Raw genomic sequence first — 16,410 nt, 5'->3', positions numbered from 1 at the left:
CTCACTTCGCCTGTTTTTTCAGGAAGGCCGCCGCCAGCCCGATAATCACCGGAATGGCGATGCCCATGGCCAGCATCGGCCCGGCCAGTTCCGCCATTCCGAAGGCCTTGGAGAAAGCCCCCCGCGCGGCGGTGATAAACCAGGTCGAGGGGTAGATCTCGCCCAGAACCCGGCCAAAACCCGACAGCGAAGAGACCGGGTCGATCAAACCCGAATAGCTGACCGCCGGGATCATCGTCAGCATGGCGGTCGCGAACAGCGCCGCGACCTGACTTGCGATGAAGACCGACACCAGAAAACCAAGCGCCGTGGTCGCGGTGACATAGATCAGCGCCGAAAGGGTAAAGCCCAGAAAACTGCCGTTGAAGGGCACTGCGAAGAATGTGACCGCCATGGCCATCATCAGGAAGAAATTCAGCATGGCCAGCGCGATATAGGGCAGCTGTTTGCCAAGCAGAAATTCCAGCCGCGTCACCGGCGTGACGTAGAAATTGATGATCGAGCCCAGTTCGCGTTCACGCGCGACCGAAAGCGTGGTCAGGATCGCCGGGATCATCAGCAAAAGCAGCGGGATGATCGCCGGGACCATCGCATTCAGGCTGCGCACGTCGGGGTTGTAGCGGTATCGGGTCACCAGTTCGAAACTGCCGCCGCTCGCCTTGTCACCGTAAAGCTGACGCGCCTGACGTGTGATCCAGTCGGCATGCATGCCCTGCACATAGCCCTGCACCGTATTGGCGCGGCTGGGGTTGGCGCCGTCGAACCAGGCCCCGACCTGCACATCCCTGCCTGCCGCGATATCGGCGGCAAAGCCGGGCGGGATCTCGATCGCCAGCGCCAGCTCGCCCGAGCGCATTCTTGCGTCGATCTCGTCGTAACTTGTCAGGCCCGGCTGTTCGATGAAATAGCGCGATCCCGCAATATCGGCGATATAATTGCGGCTGGTGGTGGTCTGGTCGCGGTCAAGGGCGGCGAAGGTCAGATCCTCGACATCCATGTTGATGCCCAGCCCCACCACGATCATCAGAAGAAGGCTGCCGACCAACGCCATGGTCAGCCGGATCGGATCGCGCTGCAATTGCAGGCTTTCCAGCTGCGAATAGCTAAGCAGTCGCCGCAGGCTGAAGCCGGATTGCTGCGCGTGATGGGTCACCCCGGCTGCGGGGGCCTCGGGCGCGGCCTCGGGCGCAGCGGCGGGGGCGGGTGCCGTCTCGCCAATCGCCTCTTCAAGATAGGCGATGAACGCGTCTTCCAGCGTGGCGCAACCTTTGGCTTTCGTGATCCCCTCGGCGGTGTCCGAGACCAGCACCTTGCCCGCATGCATCAGGCTGATGCGGTCGCACCATTCCGCCTCGTTCATGAAATGGGTCGAGACAAAGATCGTCACGCCATCCTTGCGCGAAAGTTCCGCCAGAATGCGCCAGAAGCCGTTGCGCGCCACCGGGTCCACCCCCGAGGTCGGCTCGTCAAGGATCAGGATCTCGGGCGCATGGATCATCGCCACCGCCAGCGAAAGCCGCTGGCGGATACCCAGCGGCAACGCCTCGGGCAGGCTGTCGGTCACGTCGCCCAGATCGAACCGGGCGATCATCTCGTCAACCCTGGCGGGGATCTTCTCGGCCGCCATATCGAAAAGCCGCGCGTGCAGATCAAGGTTCTGACGCACCGTCAGCTCGGAATAGAGCGAGAAGGCCTGCGACATGAACCCGACCCGGCGGCGCACCGACAGATCGCTTGCATCGACCTCATGGCCGAAAAGCTTTGCCCGGCCCTCACTCGGCTCCAGAAGCCCGGTGAGCATCTTCATCGTCGTCGTCTTGCCGCAGCCGTTCGAACCCAGAAAGCCGAAAATCTCACCCCTGGGGATGCGGAAGGAAACATTGTCGACCGCCACGAAATCGCCAAAGCGCTGCGTCAGCCCCTCGGCCTCGATGGCGATATCGCTGTCATCGGTGGTCCGCGGCGGGATCACCACGGCACTGTCTTCGCCCCGGTCTTCTTCGGGCAAAAGCGCGATGAAGGCTGCATCAAGCGTGTCGGCCCCGGTCCGCGACAGCAGATCGCTGGTGGTGCCGGTGGCCAGCACCCGGCCCGCATTCATCGCAACCAGCCAGTCGAAGCGCGCGGCCTCTTCCATATAGGCGGTGGCGGTGATCACGCTCATCCCCGGCCGTGTCGCGCGGATGCGGTCGATCAGATCCCAGAACTGGCGGCGCGACAGTGGATCGACGCCGGTGGTCGGCTCGTCAAGAATCAGGAAATCGGGATCATGGATCAGCGCGCAGCACAGACCCAGCTTTTGCTTCATGCCGCCCGACAGCTTTGACGCCGGGCGCGACCGGAACGGCGTCATGCCGGTCGCAGCCAGCAGATCGGTGATCCGCCGCTCGCGTTCGGCCTTGTCATGACCGAAAAGCGAGCCGAAGAAATCAAGGTTCTCTTCGACCGAAAGCGTCGGGTAGAGGTTCTTGCCCAGACCCTGCGGCATATAGGCGGTGCGGGGGCAGACGCGGTTGCGATGCGCCACATCGCGCATATCGCCGCCCAGAACCTCGACCTTGCCCTGCTGGATCACACGTGCCCCGGCCAGCAGCGACAGAAGGCTGGACTTTCCGACCCCGTCTGGCCCGATCAGCCCGACCATGCGCCCCTCAGGGATCTCCAGCGTCACATTGTCAAGCGCCGTGACCTTGCCATAGCGCAGCGTCAGGCCGGAGACCCCGGCAACTGAGCCGGTCATTTCACGACATTGGAAAGAAAGTCAGGCCAGGCGGCATCCGGATCAAGCCGCAGATAGGCCATGCCCGGCAGGCCGGTTTTGACATATTCGATATGCCGCGACAGCAGCTCGGGGTCGATGCGGGCACGGACGCGGAACATCAGCTTTTCGCGCTCATCGGCGGTCTCGACCGTCTTTGGCGTGAACTGCGCCACATCGGCAACATAGGAAACCGTGGCCGGGATCACGAATTCCCGCGCCGCATCCATGACAAGGCGCACCTCTGATCCGACCTGCACCCGGCCGACCTGCGATGTCGGCAGAAAAACCGTCATATAGACATCGCCCAGATCGACAAGGCTGAGGATCCGCCCGCCAGAGCCGACAATCTCGCCCTCTTGTGCGATGCGATACTGGATCCGGCCCGTGCGCGGCGCTTTCAGCGTGGCGTCGTCCAGAGAGGCCTGGATCGCATCAATCGACGCCTTTGCCGCCTCGACGGCCGCACTTGCATCGACCACCTGCGCCTGCGCGCTGCTGACCCCCGCCAGCGCTGCCGCATGGCTGGCTTCGGCCGAGGCCACACCGGCGCGGGCCTGGGCGTCCCGGGCGCGGTCATCATCCAGCACCTGCTGCGAGATCGCACTGGTCTTTGCAAGCTGCTCAGAGCGTTCAAGCCTGCGCGACGCGGCATCGGCAACCGAGCCTGCCTGATCAACCGCGGCCCGGGCCGCGCGCTCTTGTGCCTCGGCCTGAGCGACCAGCGCCCTTGCTGTCTCGACGCCGATTTCGGCGCGGGCAAGCTGCGCTTCGGCCTGACGTTTTTGTGCGTTCAGCTGCACCACGTCCATCTGCACCAGCACATCGCCTGCGCTGACCATGTCACCTTCGGCAGCGGTGATTTCGGCGATTCGGCCGCCGGTGAGCGCCGCGATATCCACCTCGGTCGCCTCGATCCGGCCATTGGCGCTGGCAAAACCCGCCGGCAGACCGGCGGGTTGCAGCCGGTCCCAGGCCAGCCAGCCAAGCACGGCGACAACGGCCAGGCCGCCCAGAATAATGGTGTTTCTGCCGGGCTTTGCCATGATCTGCCTCTGATTGCTGTGCTGATGGATGCTTCGCGCATGTCCCGATGCGGTTTTCGCCCTACGCTCCCCTGTTGTCAACACTCGATGACAGGGTAAAAACCTGTATGGGAGAGTTCCATTCGAGCGTCATCGGGGCAACCGCAGGCGAAGCCCCTTTCGTGCTCGATGGCCTCCTGAACAATCCGGCCAGCTTCGATCCCCTCGTTCACTACACAGATACCGGCGGCGTGTCGGACCACGTCTTTGCCCTGTTCCATCTGTTGGGGATGACCTTCGCGCCACGTCTGCGCGACTTTCCGGACCGGAGGTTGACCTGCTTCGGGAGCGCGAAAGCGTGGCCCACTTTATCGCCTATCATGGGCAAACCGATCAACGAAGAGGTGATCCGGCAGCATTGGGGCGACATCATGCGGCTCGCGGCCAGCATACGTGACAAATCCATCAAACCGTCTGAAATCCTGCGCAAGCTTGGGGCGTACCGCCAGCAAAACCGGCTATACCTCGCTCTGGGTGAAATCGGTCGGATCGAACGCACGCTCTTCATGCTCGACTGGATCGAGAACGCCGACCTACGCATGGAAAGCCACGCAGGTCTCAACAAGGGTGAAGCGCGTCACTCGCTGGCCAAGGCCGTATTTGCTTATTCACAAGGGCGCATTCATGATCGCTCTGACGCGGCCCAACAGAAACGGGCCATGGCGCTCAACCTCGTCATCGCCGCCATCACGTTATGGAACACGATCTACATGGACAAAGCGGCCAGCCACCTCGAGCAGGCCAGCCCGCTCTACGACGCCAAGCTGCTTCCGCACACCTCGCCCCTCGGGTGGGAGCACGTCATACTATCCGGCGACTTCGATTGGCATTCTGGCGCCGCTGACCGCAAAATTGCGCGACCGCTGAACATCAGACCAGCAAGAGACTGGGGAACGTGATTAAGTTCTATGAAAGTTCTCCCTTAGAGTAATCCTACGCACAAACCTTCCGATGGGGCCATATTCATATCGTTACCCGGTGGATCGACAAGGGAACCCCGTGCCAGTTGCCTATTCCGACCTGCATCTGCCAACGCTGGCCAACGTCATGCAGGGGGTTGCGGGATATTTTACAGGTTGCGACGGTTACTTGGGTAGCCTACTCGCCGCCAGTCCCTACTGAGCACTGCCATGCTGCAAGGAACCCCTGCTCCGTACACATAAGCGCCATTAGCTGGCCTGCATTCTCTCATTCAGCGCTTTTGCGAGATCGCGGGAGGTGTGAAATACCGCTAGGATAGTTACAGCTTTGGGGCCAACCTCGTAGACAACCAGGTAGGGAAAATCTGCAATGCTGAGCTCCCGCGTCTCAGGGTGGCGTCCGGGGCGACCCAAGGCCGGAAACTCAGGCAGCTTCTCTGCCGCACTCACGATTCCCCAGTACACTCTCTCAGCCGCAACGGGGTTATCCAGAGCGATGTAATCCACGATCCCTTCAAGATCGCGGGCCGCAGGTTCAGCAATGACCAGCTGCTTCAACGTGACCAGCCGTGCTTTGCTGCGATCCCGGCAAAGACCTCGCCCGCAGGCGCGACCTTGCCTTCGCGGGTGGCGGCGATGCCGTCTCTGATCCGTTCCATCTGCCAGGTGTTGGCTTCAAGATACTGCTCAATCGCCTGATTGACGATGTAGTTGCGGGAACGGTCCATCGCGCCCGCCAAGGCGTCGATCTCGGCCACCTTGGCCGTGCGGATGGTGATCGGTTCGGATGCTGCGCGCTGCGGCATAGTGTGCTCCAATGTAATCATCTGTAATCATCTGTAATCATAGCATCGTCTGGTGTGGAATCCAAGCTGTGAACAATGCCGAGGCAGGCCAGCCTTCCCCTGCCGCTCCTTGACTGACCAAGCATCTATTGATTAATCGGGTTTTTTAGTTTATCCGGTTAGTTCAAATACCAGATAATTATAAGGAGGGGCCATGCCCACAGTCGTCATAGCGTCTCCCAAGGGTGGTGCCGGGAAGTCCACCACGGCAGTCCTCTTGGGAACAGAGCTTGCTCATGCGGGCGCAAATGTTGTCATGCTGGACTGCGACCCCAACCAGTCTCTGACTCTGTGGGCAGACCGGGGGCCGCTGCCCGACCGGATCAGTGTTCTGTCGAGCGTCAGCGAATCTGACATCGTGAAAACGATCAAGCGACACGATACTGACGGCCAGATCGTGATTGTTGACTTGGAAGGCGTGGCGTCCCGCCTTGTTTCCCGTGCAATTTCGCAGGCTGATCTCGTCATCACGCCCATGCGCGCCACCACTCTGGACGCAACAATCGGTGTCCGCGCCCTGCAACTCATCTCGGAAGAGGAAGAGGCGCTGGACAGGAAGATTCCGTATGCCGTTGTCTTCACCATGACAAAGGCCATCAAGTCCAAGCAGCATACTGGCATCGCAGGGTCTCTGGCGGAACAAGGTGTAGATCTGATCAATCCCCCGCTGATGGAGCGCGCATCCTTCTCTGCGCTCTTTGAGTTCGGAGGCGACCTGCATACCATGCCAGCGCAAGGCAACATGGAAGGCGCTATTGAAAATGCCGCGCAGTTTGCGCAGGCGGTCTATCAGCGCCTGGCCGGGGAAATGGGATAATGACCGACAAGCCGTTTAACATCGACCTTGGCCGTCTGAAGACACGCGAAAAAGACAGAAGCGCGCAGGCTGTTGAGAAAACCGACAGGGCAGGTGAAGAGCTTGGCTTTGTTGCGCGTGAGCCTCAGAAGAAGCGCGGACGGAAGCCAAGCCCCCGCACCGGCCAAGTGCATGCGAAGGTTATGCCCGGAATTTCAGAAGAAATTGCCAACGAGGCAAGGCGCAGGGGCGTTCAGCAAGGGGTCATCATCGAAGAGGCCTGGAAGCTGTACAAAAACAAATCCGGTATTTAAAATTATCCGGTATTTTTTCTGTTCTGCATCCACTTACGGCAGAAGCCCAGAAAAGCTGCTTCAGGATTGCGCGGTGTTTCGGGCAGCCACTGCCGCCATTCCCGTTCAAGGTAGTGAACATCATGACCGGGCGCGAGCATGCGTGCGGTTTCATAAACATCCGGATCAAGTTGCGGAGCCACGGCTTGGGGCAGCACCACTTTGACGTTCTGTCGGTTTGTGAACAGGATCATGTCCTCCTGCTCATCCATTTCGATGGAATAATCGGGCATATGGTCGTGCGACTGGTCTTCACGGATGATGTTCATGACCAGACGCCGGAACTCGCGGAGCGTGGAGTTTGATCCACACTTTTTCTGAAGAAGTGACAGACCGATCCGCCATTCCTTTTGTGCACCACAATGCTTGCGGGCAATCTCATAAATGCGGCGTTCGAGAGGTTTGCGAAGACGGAAATAATCGCGATGAAGAGTCAGAACTTCTTTGGACCGGATCGCATTGAACACCCAATCCGACAACTTGACCTCGACTTCCTGCATCCGCCCGTCACGAGTTTCCCGGACAACCTCGGCACTTTCGATCAGTCCAAATGTCCGGAACATTTCCTGACCGCCTGTCACAATGTTGGTGCTGATCCGTGTGCCAGCCAGCCGCTCCAAAGCCGCTTTGAGCTGAGCATACCCCGAACCAGCCGTATTCCGGTTGGTTGCCACGAGCATGTCGAAAGCCCGGAAGCGAACCGCTTGCGACACTTCCTTACCTTCGTTGATGGCTGTCATGAGCTGACTGATGCAGTAGATCAGAATATCCCTGTCATGGACCGTCGCGAGCCCATCTACCGAGGGTTTGATCGCGATCTTGATGCCATTGTGCTCATACTCCCGGACGCGCGTATCCGGCTTGGTCGAGAGCGAAAATATCGGATGCTCCATCGAGGCGATATCAGCCTTGGGAACAGCATCAAAAATATCGCAGACGAAGAAATCGCCTTGCGGATACCTGTCGGGCAGGAGGGGGGATCGGTTGATCGCGCTCTCGTCAGTCAAAGCGAAATCCTTTCGTACTTTCACACACAGTAGGGCTGGATTAGAGAGAAGTCACGATAATTCGTACTTTCACACACAGGAGGAGGGCTTTCGTACTTTTACCCACGTTCCTTCGTACTTTCACACACAATCTTTCGTACTTTCACACACGGAAGTGTCGAAATACGTCTTTCTTATCAAATGCTTGTGCGCGATTTTTTTTGCTTAACACAGAGTCTAACACATATTTAACACTAAAGGCCTGTGGATAACTCTAGTTCCAAGTCATGGGTAACTATCCATCTGAAGCGCTTCACCCATCACCTCTGATAGAACACGCACGCATCGACACCCGTGGTTGTCGTGGTCCAGGATGCCCCGAGGACAGCGCATGTGGTCGCGTTGCTGGCCAAGAAACGAGGAAGTGTCACGGTAAGCACCAGAGCCACAACCAATGCACCCAGACCGAACCAGGGCAGGCGGCTTTTGAGACGATCCGCTTTCTGTTCCCGCTCGAACACCTCTCGATAGGCTTTGGACCTATCATCTTCCGATTTGGCCAAGGCCCCGATGGTCTTGTCCGTCTGGACGCCAAGGCGTCTGACAATCTCGGTCATCGCGTCAGCGGTTGCGCCCAGGTGGCTGTCGAGTGTCTGGCCAAGAAGATCCCCGTATTTTTTTGGATTGGTCTGGTCCCGTGCGGCGAAGGCAGCGATCCGCGCTTCCGTGGCAACCTTGATCTGCTTGTCCGCCACGGCGGTCAGATCGTCGATCCTGTCGGACATGCTGGCGACAGCCGTTGCCATGAGATCGAGCGTTTCGCGCAGATCATCGTCGGAGAGGGCAGGGAGGTTGGGTTGGTCTTGCATCGGGAGGCGTCCTTCGGATTACTGGTCCTGCGGGACGAACAGCCCCTTGAACTCGGGATCGGTGTAGTAGCGCAGCTTTTGCGCCACGGCGGTTGCTTGCCCCTGCACCCGCAGGAGCTGGTTTTCCGGGCGGAGCTGCATGATTTCATCTGGAGTGAGCAGATCGCGGCCCGTGAGGTTGTTGCTGAAGCTGGGACCGTCACCGGGCTTGAAGCTGTCAGTCTGGAATCCAGCGGTTTCCTGGCCGATCATCTGACTCAGCCACTTGGCTGTCTCGAAGTCATTCACCCCGAAGACCTGCTGCACCCCGGCATTGGCAATGAAGGTGCCCGCGCGTTCGCCGTAGAGGTCCTTGAGCTGGCTCATGTCCTGCAGGATTGGCCAAAGCTGGAGGCCATAGCCCGCCATCAGCCCCATGGCGCGCTCCACGGCCTCCAGACGGCCCAGGGCCGCAAACTCATCCAGGAGGAACAGCGTGGGCGTCCTGAGGCGCTGCGTACCTCCCTGAGCGCCTGCAGGGCTACTCAGGGGCCTCACGGACGCCTCAGCGTCCCGAGCGATGTCCTGAAGGGCCTGAGACACCAGAAGGCGCAGCCAGCGGCTGTAGGCGTCCATCCGGTTTGGGGGCAGCACCAGAAACACCGAAGTGATCCGGTGGCGCAGATCGGAGAAGTGGAAATCCGACCGCGACAGGACTTTGGCAATGCGCGGGCTGTCGAGGAAATGGGTATGTCGCTGTGCGTTCGACAGCACCGAGGCGGCTTCGCGATCCGCCTTGCCGAGGAAGCGGTTGGCGGCGCGGGCGATCAGCCCGCCCGCCGCATCGCTGTCCTGCATCAGCTCCAGCAGCGCGCGCAGCTTTTCCGGGGGCAGGGTGAGATATTCCCGGACGGTGGCAAGCGTCCGGCGGTTGCGGTCCTCGTGGCAGACGCAGAACATGATCAGGCCGCCGAGGATGGCCTTGGCCTCCTCGTTCCAATGCGCTTCCGAAACCTGTCCCGGCGGGTCCGTGACCAGCGCCTCTGTCAGGGAGGCCGCATCCTCGCCCAGATCAAGGCTGTCCGGTGTCAGCAGGTCGAGCGGATTGTAGGCGGCAGAGGGCATCCCGGAGACCTCAAACGGATCGAGGACGTGGACCGTTCCGAACCGCCGCCGGGCTTCCCCGGCGATCCGGGCATTCTCACCCTTGGGGTCGATGACCAGGACCGAGCGTTCAGCCGCCAGCAAGTTCGGGATGACGGTGCCGACGCCTTTCCCGGCCCGTGTCGGGGCGAGGGTGATCAGATGGGCCGGACCGTCATAGCGCAGCAGCCGTCCGGTGTGCGGGTTGCGCCCTATCAGAAGGCCGTCTTCCCGCTGGAGTTTCTTCAGCTCCTTGCGGTTGGCGAAGCGGGCGGAGCCGTGGCTGTCGCCGGTCAGCCCGAAGAAGGCGTCCGCGCCAGAGGCCATGCGCCAATACTGGAATCCGAAGACGCCACCAACAAAAATGAACGGCCCGAAGACCAGCCACTGCCATGCGCTTTCGCCGGGTGGCTGGTCGAAGAAGGCGAAGACGAAGGGCGTGGCCACGAGCGCTCCGATCATCGCGCCGAACAGGACAGCGCCGATCATCCAGCCCAACAGGATGGGCGTGAAGATCAAACGACCGAAGAACCGGAACAGCCCTCCGAGGACGAGCATCACGCTCCGCATCAGGACGGCGTTTCCGGATCAGAGCCGGACGGGGCAGGGGCGGGCGTCCTCCAGTCCGCGAAAGCCTTGCGATCATGTTCACGGGGCAGGTTGCGGATCAGCCGGTCGAGCATCGCGGCAGCCCCGGAATCCCGTTCCGCCAGGTCCATGAGCGCACCGCCCAGGATCACCTTGCGCCGCGTGTCGAGTTTGCGCTGTCTGGTGCTTTCCCGGTTCTTCAGCGCCTGAAGCCGGGCCTTGGCCTGGACATATCGTTTCTCGGCGCGCTCAAGTTCTGTTTCTGCCAAATCTCTACCCTCGCCACCAAACATTCTTGTGGTTGAAGTTGTTCTTGCCAGATCAACCGATAGCGCTTACCTGTAGGCCTGTAAAGGACAAGGGCGCACTTATGCAAACTCTTCACCTGCGGTTACGAGCTTTGCGTGCGATCTCTCTGGGGCAAAGCCCCGGCCGATGGCCATCCCCTTCGCTGCGTGCCGCCGCGACATGGAAGGGCGCGCCGCCCCTTCCAAACCATCCCAGCCCAACCTCGGCGGTTGGATCGCGCCCCGCAAGGTCGCGCCAGCGTCTCGCCCGATGCCCCACGATGGGGGCCGGTCTGCCGCTGGCGTCTCCCTTGCGGGAGGTTCGTGTCGGTGCGAGCGCGCACCCCGGCAGACCTGACGGTGCCGCCACGAACCGGGTTTGCCCCCGACAAACCGCCAGTGATCTGCCCCCATATCCCGCCCTCCATGAGGCTGGGGATCTGGGGGCAGATCACTGGCAAGCCCGCGCCTCGGAGAGCCGTTGGCTCGCTTCGAGCGGGCTGTCTTTTCCTATCGCACCGCGCCGGGGCGGGGCGCAGTACATCGGGGAAAAGACGGCTGACCCGGTGGTCCATGTTCGGGCATGGGCCGGGGTCAGCAGCGGCGCGCTTTGTCGTCATCTGTATCACGGGCGAGGGGAGGGCGCATGGCCAGCTACCACCTCTCCGTGAAGACGATCAAACGCAGCGCCGGGCGCTCTGCCACGGCGGCGGCAGCCTACCGTGTCGGGGAGCGCATCGAGTGCCAGCGCGAAGGCCGCGTCCACGATTACACCCGCAAGCAGGGCATCGAGGAGACCTTCATCCTGACCCCCAAGGATGCGCCGGACTGGGCCACGGACCGGTCCCGCCTCTGGAACGAGGTCGAGGCCAGCGAGACCCGCCGCAACTCCGTCACCGCTCGCGAATGGGAACTGGCCCTGCCGTCCGAGATCAGCGCAGAGGACCGCTCGCAGATCACCCGCGACTTCGCCCAGGAGCTGGTCAGCCGCTACGGCGTAGCCGTCGATGTGGCGATCCATGCGCCGCACCGCGAAGGCGATCAGCGCAACCATCATGCCCATGTTCTGACTTCCACCCGCAAGCTGGAAGCCGGGGGCTTCACCACCAAAACCCGCGTGCTCGATTCCGCCAAGACCGGCGGTGTCGAGATCGAGCAGATGCGTGGCCTCTGGGCCGAGTTGCAGAACCGCGCGCTGGAGCGTGTCGGCGAAATGGAGCGTGTCGATCACCGGTCACTTGAGAAGCAGCGCGAGACGGCGCTGGATCGTGGCGACAAGCTGACGGCCGAGGAGCTGGACCGCGACCCCGAGCTGAAGCTGGGGCCAGCGGCCAATTCCATGGAGCGGCGGGCGAAGTTGATGGCCGAGCGTCAGGGCCGGGAATACGTCCCGGTCACTGAGCGCGGGGCTGTCGTCCATGCCGCCCGCCAGGCCCGCGCCGCATTCCGCGAAATGCGTGAGCGGCTGGATATCGCGCGGGAGACCTACGGCATCGAGCGCGAGGCAGGGCAGGGCCGCGTTTCTGCCGGTCTGGCGGCGCTCAGGGCCGCAGCCGCGAAAGATCGCGACGGGCGCACGTCGGACGATATCCGCGAGCGGTTGTCGCAGGTCGTGGGCCGGTCACGGGACCAGGACGACACGCCAAAGCCGGAAGGTCGCAATTACGCGCGCGAGCGGCTGAAGGAGATCATGGAGAAGGACGCCGGGCGCGACGGCCAGGCGGCGGTTCACAAGCTGGACGGGTTCAGCGAAAATGACCTCGGCGCGGATGCCGCGAGACCGTCACGGACCCCGGCCCAGCGTCAAAGGCAGGACCGTTCCGAGGACATCGAGCGCGAGGAGCGCAAGCCGTCTGTCAACGAGCGGCTGAAGGACGTTTTGAACAAGCCGCGCGAGCGGCTGGAACCGGACAACGACCGCGAGCAGGAGCGCGATGACAACGAGAATGAAAACACGCGGGACAGGGATCGTGGCGAAGGTCACAGCCTGTGACTTGATCTGACAGGACAAACAGAGGAGACCGAAAGATGGATGAAGTATTCAACGTGGGCAAAACGTTGCTGCTGGATGGGCAGCCCATGTCCTTGGTGACGCCCGCAGGCGTCGAGGCTTGGATCGATCAAGGAATCAAGTACAGCTATCGCTACGACCAAGTGCGCGATCCGCTCGATGGCAAGATGAAATACCGCTGCATCTATGAGAAACAAGGTGCGGATGTGCCGTTCGTGCTGGTCAACAGTCCGAGCAGCAGCGACGGGCGTGTGATCCTGTTCGATCATAAGCCGGACGCGCAGCCTCTGACTCTGTGATCTCGGTCCACTGATACATACCGAGGCGGTGACGCCGCGACCGCCCCTCTTGGACTGGATCGAGGGCTAGTTACAGCGTGGCAGACTAAGGAGGTTATTCGGTTCGGCACCATCCGCTTCGGTTTTCAGGTATTTCTTTCCATTCCGCGTAGCGATGATGACCCAGACCGAGTTGCCATTGACGCTGGTCCAGAAGCGCCAAGTGCCGTCTTCGATACCTTTGATGGCAACATCGAGCTTAATGCACCAAGGACCACCACTCTTGGAACCAGTGGCTCCGCCGATGCTGTCAATACGCCGGTCAGAGTCCGCGCCGTCTGGGATAATACAGGTGATCTGATGATCCTGTGGCATGAGGTAATATCCTTCTTTTTATGACATTCAAGGATGCCAGGTTGAAACGGACCCGCAGAGGCAGATGCTATCTGCGAGCCCTGATGTTGTAGGGTCATAGGCTTAGCAATCAGGGAGATTGTCCAAGTTGTTGCTCGACGATTTATCGGCGGTCGAGCGAAGGTATTTGCCAGTCGCTCCGTTCACCACGGTGATGTCGACACGAGACGTGCCAGCCTGTTGGACGTAGTAGGTATGCGTGCCGTTTTCGATATCGCGGATCGCGTCAGCCTTCAGCCGTGGGGACCATGCCTCGCCTGATTTGCAAAGCTTGGTGATGTCGCCGTCCTTGTCTTTTCCCGACGCGGTAACTTTTCTGTCAGCCATCTTTTCGTGCTCCGTATTGGTTTACATAAGTATAGCGAATACTACACTTGCGATCAGATATAGTGATCGCTATACTTCTGTCAACCCGCGAACGGAGAGAATTTTGCATGTCAGAAAAATTTGGCGAAAAGCTCAGAAAAATCCGGACTTCCAAGAACATGACGCAGGAGGAGCTGGCGACGGTCCTAGGGTCATCAAAGGCGTATGTCTGGCAGCTCGAAAACAAGAAGAATGCCAAGCCGTCCGCTGAGTTGCTGCTAAAGATCGCAAATCATTTTGGGGCCTCGCCAGAGTTCTTCCTGGACGATACGCAAGACGAGCCTTCTGACCGACAAATCGAGGATGCCTTTTTCAGAAAATTCCATAAACTGTCTGAGAATGACAAGCGCACGATTGAGAGGATAGTTTCAGGTTTTGACGACGACGATTAGCCGCCCTCCGATGAAGGAGGCCAACCGCCTTACAAGGCTCTGGCAGGACCACGGCCCGAACACTTACCCACTGGATATTTCAAAGCTCATTGATGGCGCACTTCAAAACAGCGATTTTGGCGGCGAACTGAAAACCAAGATAGGCAGCTACGATTCCTTCGAGGGGTGTCTTGTTAAAACAAAGAACACCGACAAGTGGACGATTTTGTTGAACTCGGAAATCGAGAACAAGCGGCGTCAAAGGTTCACATATGCCCATGAGCTGGGACACTTCATGTGCCATCGGGGTTTGCGGGATCGTTTCGAAGACAGCGATGATACCCTGAACGATTTCAGGGATAAGATAGAAACCGAGGCCAACGTGTTTGCGTCGTGGCTACTTATGCCTGCCAACCTTCTCCGAGATGAGTTTAGCGGGATTGGCTGGAATACAGATTCCCTGTGCGAGATAGGAAACCGTTTCGAGTGCTCACTCCAGGCGAGTGCTTTGCGATTTGTTGGGCTGTCCAGCAAGCCGGTTGCATTTATCGTGTCGCGCGATGGAATGGTCGTCTGGGGCAGCAAAAGTAAATCAGCTCCGTATATGACAGCGTTTTGCTTTGGAGATGAACTACCCAAGGCGTCCCACGCTCTTACAGCCCACCTCAATAGTGAAACCTGCGCATTGCCGCAGGATTCTGGATTCGCTTGGAATGAGTTTCGAAGCGCGAAGGAGAGCCAATATTTTGATTATTCCGGGCGGGGATATCAGTACACCTGCATTGAGTTTGTTGGATAAATTGACGAATACCACTGATAAATAAGCCATAGAAAATATGTGATCCCGGCGTGCGCCGGTCTCGCTTTGAGCGATAGTCAGGGCAGGGGATCGACGGGCTGACGCCCGCTCACCCCAACCCTGACAGTTTTCAAAAACTGTTGATCCGCCTGCCATCCCGGCAAGTCCGAGAAAACCGGCAAGCGCCGCCCTTGGCGTCGGTTCCGGTCGAGAATTCCGGTTCCTCCCACGCGCAGGCGCGCGGTTCCCTCCCAAATTCACGCCCTCCACCCGGTTGTCACGGCCCCGCCAGGCCGCAGGACGGGCTTTGCCCTTACCTGCTCTGCCGTCCGGAATGCATGGGCATTCCAGACAACAGAGAAGGAAGGCCCGCCCATTGGCGGAAAGGGGAAGAGACCCGGCCCGCGTTACTCAAAGGAGGGTCACAAATGACCGCAGAGAAGTTTGACGTTTATTCCCATGTCACCAATCAGATCATCGCGCAGATCGAGGCGGGAACACCGCCATGGCGTAAGCCGTGGACCGGTGGCGGGGTATCGGTCAGCTTGCCGGAACGGTTCAACGGCGAAGCCTATCGAGGCATCAATATCCTGATGCTTTGGGCGACAGCGATGGTCAAGGACTACAGCTCAGCCCGCTGGATGACGTTCAATCAGGCCAAGCAGCTTGGGGGCCATGTCCGCAAGGGCGAGAAATCCGCCACGGTCGTGAAATACGGCACCGTCGAGCGCGAGGACGAAAACGGCGAGGAACGCCAGATCCCCTATGCCAAGGCCTACCGGGTGTTCAACGCCGACCAGATCGAGGGCCTACCCGCTGAATTCTACATCCTGCCCGATCCGCCCAGTGATCTTGGCACCGAGGCCGACCCCGAGCTGGAGGCGTTCTTTGCCGCGACAGGCGCGCAGATCGACAGCACCGAGGAGCCGCGCGCTTATTACAACATCAAGACCGACCGCATTCACATGCCGCCGATCGTGACGTTTCACAGGGCCGCAGGGTATTACGGCACCTTGGCGCATGAGCTGACCCACTGGACAGGCGCGACAAAGCGGCTGGACCGCTTGGGCCGGTTCAACGACCGCAAGGCCTACGCGTTCGAGGAGCTGGTCGCGGAAATTGGCAACTGCATGCTTTGCGCGCAGATCGGGGTGGAGCCGGAATTCGACCAGAGCGCAGCCTATGTCGAAGGATGGCTTGAGGCGATGAAGGAAGACAGCCGCGCGATTTTCCGCGCCGCGTCCGAGGCGCAGAAGGCCGTGGATTACATTATGGCCCGCACCGCGCAGGCAGACCGGATGGCCGCCGAGTAACAGCCCGCGCCGCCGAACAATTGAGGCCCCCGTCAGCAGGCGGGGGGTCGATTGAGGATAGGGGCAGGATCGTATCATAAGGTTTCTGGGCGGCTTCGTTTCACGATATCGAGGACAGTGTTTTTGCTGATACCGAGGTCACGAGCGATCCAACGATAGCTTCGGCCTTCAGCGACGGCTTGGACGACCCTGGGTGCTAGTTTGTCCGACTTTGGGCGGTGCCCAATCTGACGACCTAGTTTTTTCCCC

Annotated in this window: 18 protein-coding genes and 1 pseudogene; 8 read left to right on the top strand and 11 right to left on the bottom strand. The window is 60.1% G+C overall.

All coding sequences use genetic code 11. The features are described 5' to 3' along the window. Position 1: 1 nt before the first annotated feature. Both rbbA and AKU94_RS10030 read right to left on the bottom strand, forming a co-directional pair. Complete coding sequence (gene rbbA / locus AKU94_RS10035; protein ID WP_050527160.1) at positions 2-2,740, bottom strand: ribosome-associated ATPase/putative transporter RbbA; 2,739 nt, start codon at positions 2,738-2,740, stop codon at positions 2-4. Beyond that, positions 2,737-3,804, bottom strand: coding sequence for an HlyD family secretion protein (locus AKU94_RS10030; protein WP_035745651.1), 1,068 nt, complete (start codon positions 3,802-3,804; stop codon positions 2,737-2,739). Before AKU94_RS10030 ends, rbbA begins: the two co-directional genes overlap by 4 nt. Before the next feature lie 110 nt (positions 3,805-3,914). Between AKU94_RS10030 and AKU94_RS10025 the strand changes: the two are divergent. Next, positions 3,915-4,742, top strand: a pseudogene (locus AKU94_RS10025) (Tn3 family transposase); the annotation flags it as partial. 270 nt (positions 4,743-5,012) lie between these two features. Here the strand turns inward: AKU94_RS10025 and AKU94_RS10020 are convergent. Beyond that, on the bottom strand, positions 5,013-5,321 hold the full coding sequence (locus AKU94_RS10020) for a type II toxin-antitoxin system RelE/ParE family toxin (protein ID WP_050527158.1): 309 nt from the start codon (positions 5,319-5,321) through the stop codon (positions 5,013-5,015). Continuing rightward, entirely contained in the window at positions 5,318-5,569 is a 252-nt protein-coding gene (locus tag AKU94_RS10015; RefSeq protein ID WP_232295741.1) for a CopG family ribbon-helix-helix protein, read from the bottom strand. Before AKU94_RS10015 ends, AKU94_RS10020 begins: the two co-directional genes overlap by 4 nt. Before the next feature lie 193 nt (positions 5,570-5,762). Between AKU94_RS10015 and AKU94_RS10010 the strand changes: the two genes are divergently transcribed. Together AKU94_RS10010 and AKU94_RS10005 are read left to right on the top strand one after the other, a co-directional pair. Further along, positions 5,763-6,425, top strand: coding sequence for a ParA family protein (locus AKU94_RS10010; RefSeq protein WP_050527157.1), 663 nt, complete (start codon positions 5,763-5,765; stop codon positions 6,423-6,425). Continuing rightward, positions 6,425-6,718, top strand: a complete 294-nt coding sequence (locus AKU94_RS10005; RefSeq protein ID WP_050527156.1) for a hypothetical protein — start codon at positions 6,425-6,427, stop codon at positions 6,716-6,718. Before AKU94_RS10010 ends, AKU94_RS10005 begins: the two co-directional genes overlap by 1 nt. Before the next feature lie 2 nt (positions 6,719-6,720). Here the strand turns inward: AKU94_RS10005 and AKU94_RS10000 are convergent, their stop codons facing one another. From AKU94_RS10000 to AKU94_RS09985, 4 genes are all read right to left on the bottom strand, one after another. Beyond that, the gene (locus AKU94_RS10000) at positions 6,721-7,764 is read right to left on the bottom strand and encodes a replication initiator protein A (RefSeq protein ID WP_050527155.1); all 1,044 of its coding nucleotides are present in this window, start codon (positions 7,762-7,764) and stop codon (positions 6,721-6,723) included. Positions 7,765-8,063: 299 nt separating this feature from the next. Further along, a complete protein-coding gene (locus AKU94_RS09995) occupies positions 8,064-8,612 on the bottom strand; it encodes a hypothetical protein (RefSeq protein WP_050527154.1) in 549 nt (182 codons plus the stop codon). An 18-nt stretch (positions 8,613-8,630) separates the two neighbouring features. Then, a complete protein-coding gene (locus AKU94_RS09990; protein WP_232295740.1) occupies positions 8,631-10,292 on the bottom strand; it encodes a type IV secretory system conjugative DNA transfer family protein in 1,662 nt (553 codons plus the stop codon). 11 nt (positions 10,293-10,303) lie between these two features. After that, on the bottom strand, positions 10,304-10,591 hold the full coding sequence (locus AKU94_RS09985) for a hypothetical protein (RefSeq protein WP_050527172.1): 288 nt from the start codon (positions 10,589-10,591) through the stop codon (positions 10,304-10,306). Positions 10,592-11,255: 664 nt separating this feature from the next. Here AKU94_RS09985 and mobQ point away from each other — a divergent pair. Together mobQ and AKU94_RS09975 are read left to right on the top strand one after the other, a co-directional pair. Continuing rightward, positions 11,256-12,602, top strand: coding sequence for a MobQ family relaxase (mobQ, locus tag AKU94_RS09980; protein WP_050527152.1), 1,347 nt, complete (start codon positions 11,256-11,258; stop codon positions 12,600-12,602). A gap of 35 nt (positions 12,603-12,637) precedes the next feature. Next, positions 12,638-12,919 (top strand): hypothetical protein, encoded by a 282-nt coding sequence (locus AKU94_RS09975; RefSeq protein ID WP_050527151.1) that lies wholly within the window; start codon positions 12,638-12,640, stop codon positions 12,917-12,919. A gap of 66 nt (positions 12,920-12,985) precedes the next feature. On the opposite strand, the gene AKU94_RS09970 is transcribed toward AKU94_RS09975, so the two are convergent. Both AKU94_RS09970 and AKU94_RS09965 read right to left on the bottom strand, forming a co-directional pair. Further along, positions 12,986-13,273: a DUF3892 domain-containing protein gene (locus AKU94_RS09970; protein WP_050527150.1), complete on the bottom strand. Its 288-nt coding sequence runs from the start codon at positions 13,271-13,273 to the stop codon at positions 12,986-12,988. A gap of 102 nt (positions 13,274-13,375) precedes the next feature. After that, entirely contained in the window at positions 13,376-13,639 is a 264-nt protein-coding gene (locus AKU94_RS09965) for a DUF3892 domain-containing protein (protein WP_050527149.1), read from the bottom strand. 107 nt (positions 13,640-13,746) lie between these two features. On the opposite strand from AKU94_RS09965, the gene AKU94_RS09960 reads away from it, so the two are divergent. The 3 genes from AKU94_RS09960 (at position 13,747) to AKU94_RS09950 (ending at position 16,161) form a co-directional block, all read left to right on the top strand. Then, positions 13,747-14,070: a helix-turn-helix domain-containing protein gene (locus AKU94_RS09960; protein ID WP_037931678.1), complete on the top strand. Its 324-nt coding sequence runs from the start codon at positions 13,747-13,749 to the stop codon at positions 14,068-14,070. A 10-nt stretch (positions 14,071-14,080) separates the two neighbouring features. Beyond that, the gene (locus AKU94_RS09955) at positions 14,081-14,848 is read left to right on the top strand and encodes an ImmA/IrrE family metallo-endopeptidase (protein WP_050527147.1); all 768 of its coding nucleotides are present in this window, start codon (positions 14,081-14,083) and stop codon (positions 14,846-14,848) included. 428 nt (positions 14,849-15,276) lie between these two features. Beyond that, the gene (locus tag AKU94_RS09950) at positions 15,277-16,161 is read left to right on the top strand and encodes an ArdC family protein (RefSeq protein ID WP_050527146.1); all 885 of its coding nucleotides are present in this window, start codon (positions 15,277-15,279) and stop codon (positions 16,159-16,161) included. 74 nt (positions 16,162-16,235) lie between these two features. Here AKU94_RS09950 and AKU94_RS20655 read toward each other — a convergent pair whose 3' ends face one another. Next, positions 16,236-16,388 (bottom strand): helix-turn-helix domain-containing protein, encoded by a 153-nt coding sequence (locus tag AKU94_RS20655; protein ID WP_083445031.1) that lies wholly within the window; start codon positions 16,386-16,388, stop codon positions 16,236-16,238. Positions 16,389-16,410 lie beyond the last annotated feature (22 nt).

The organism is Pseudorhodobacter aquimaris (assembly GCF_001202025.1).
Lineage (GTDB): Bacteria > Pseudomonadota > Alphaproteobacteria > Rhodobacterales > Rhodobacteraceae > Pseudorhodobacter > Pseudorhodobacter aquimaris.
The sequence above is the reverse complement of the archived record's forward strand: the minus strand, read 5'-3'. Positions and strand labels throughout refer to the sequence as shown.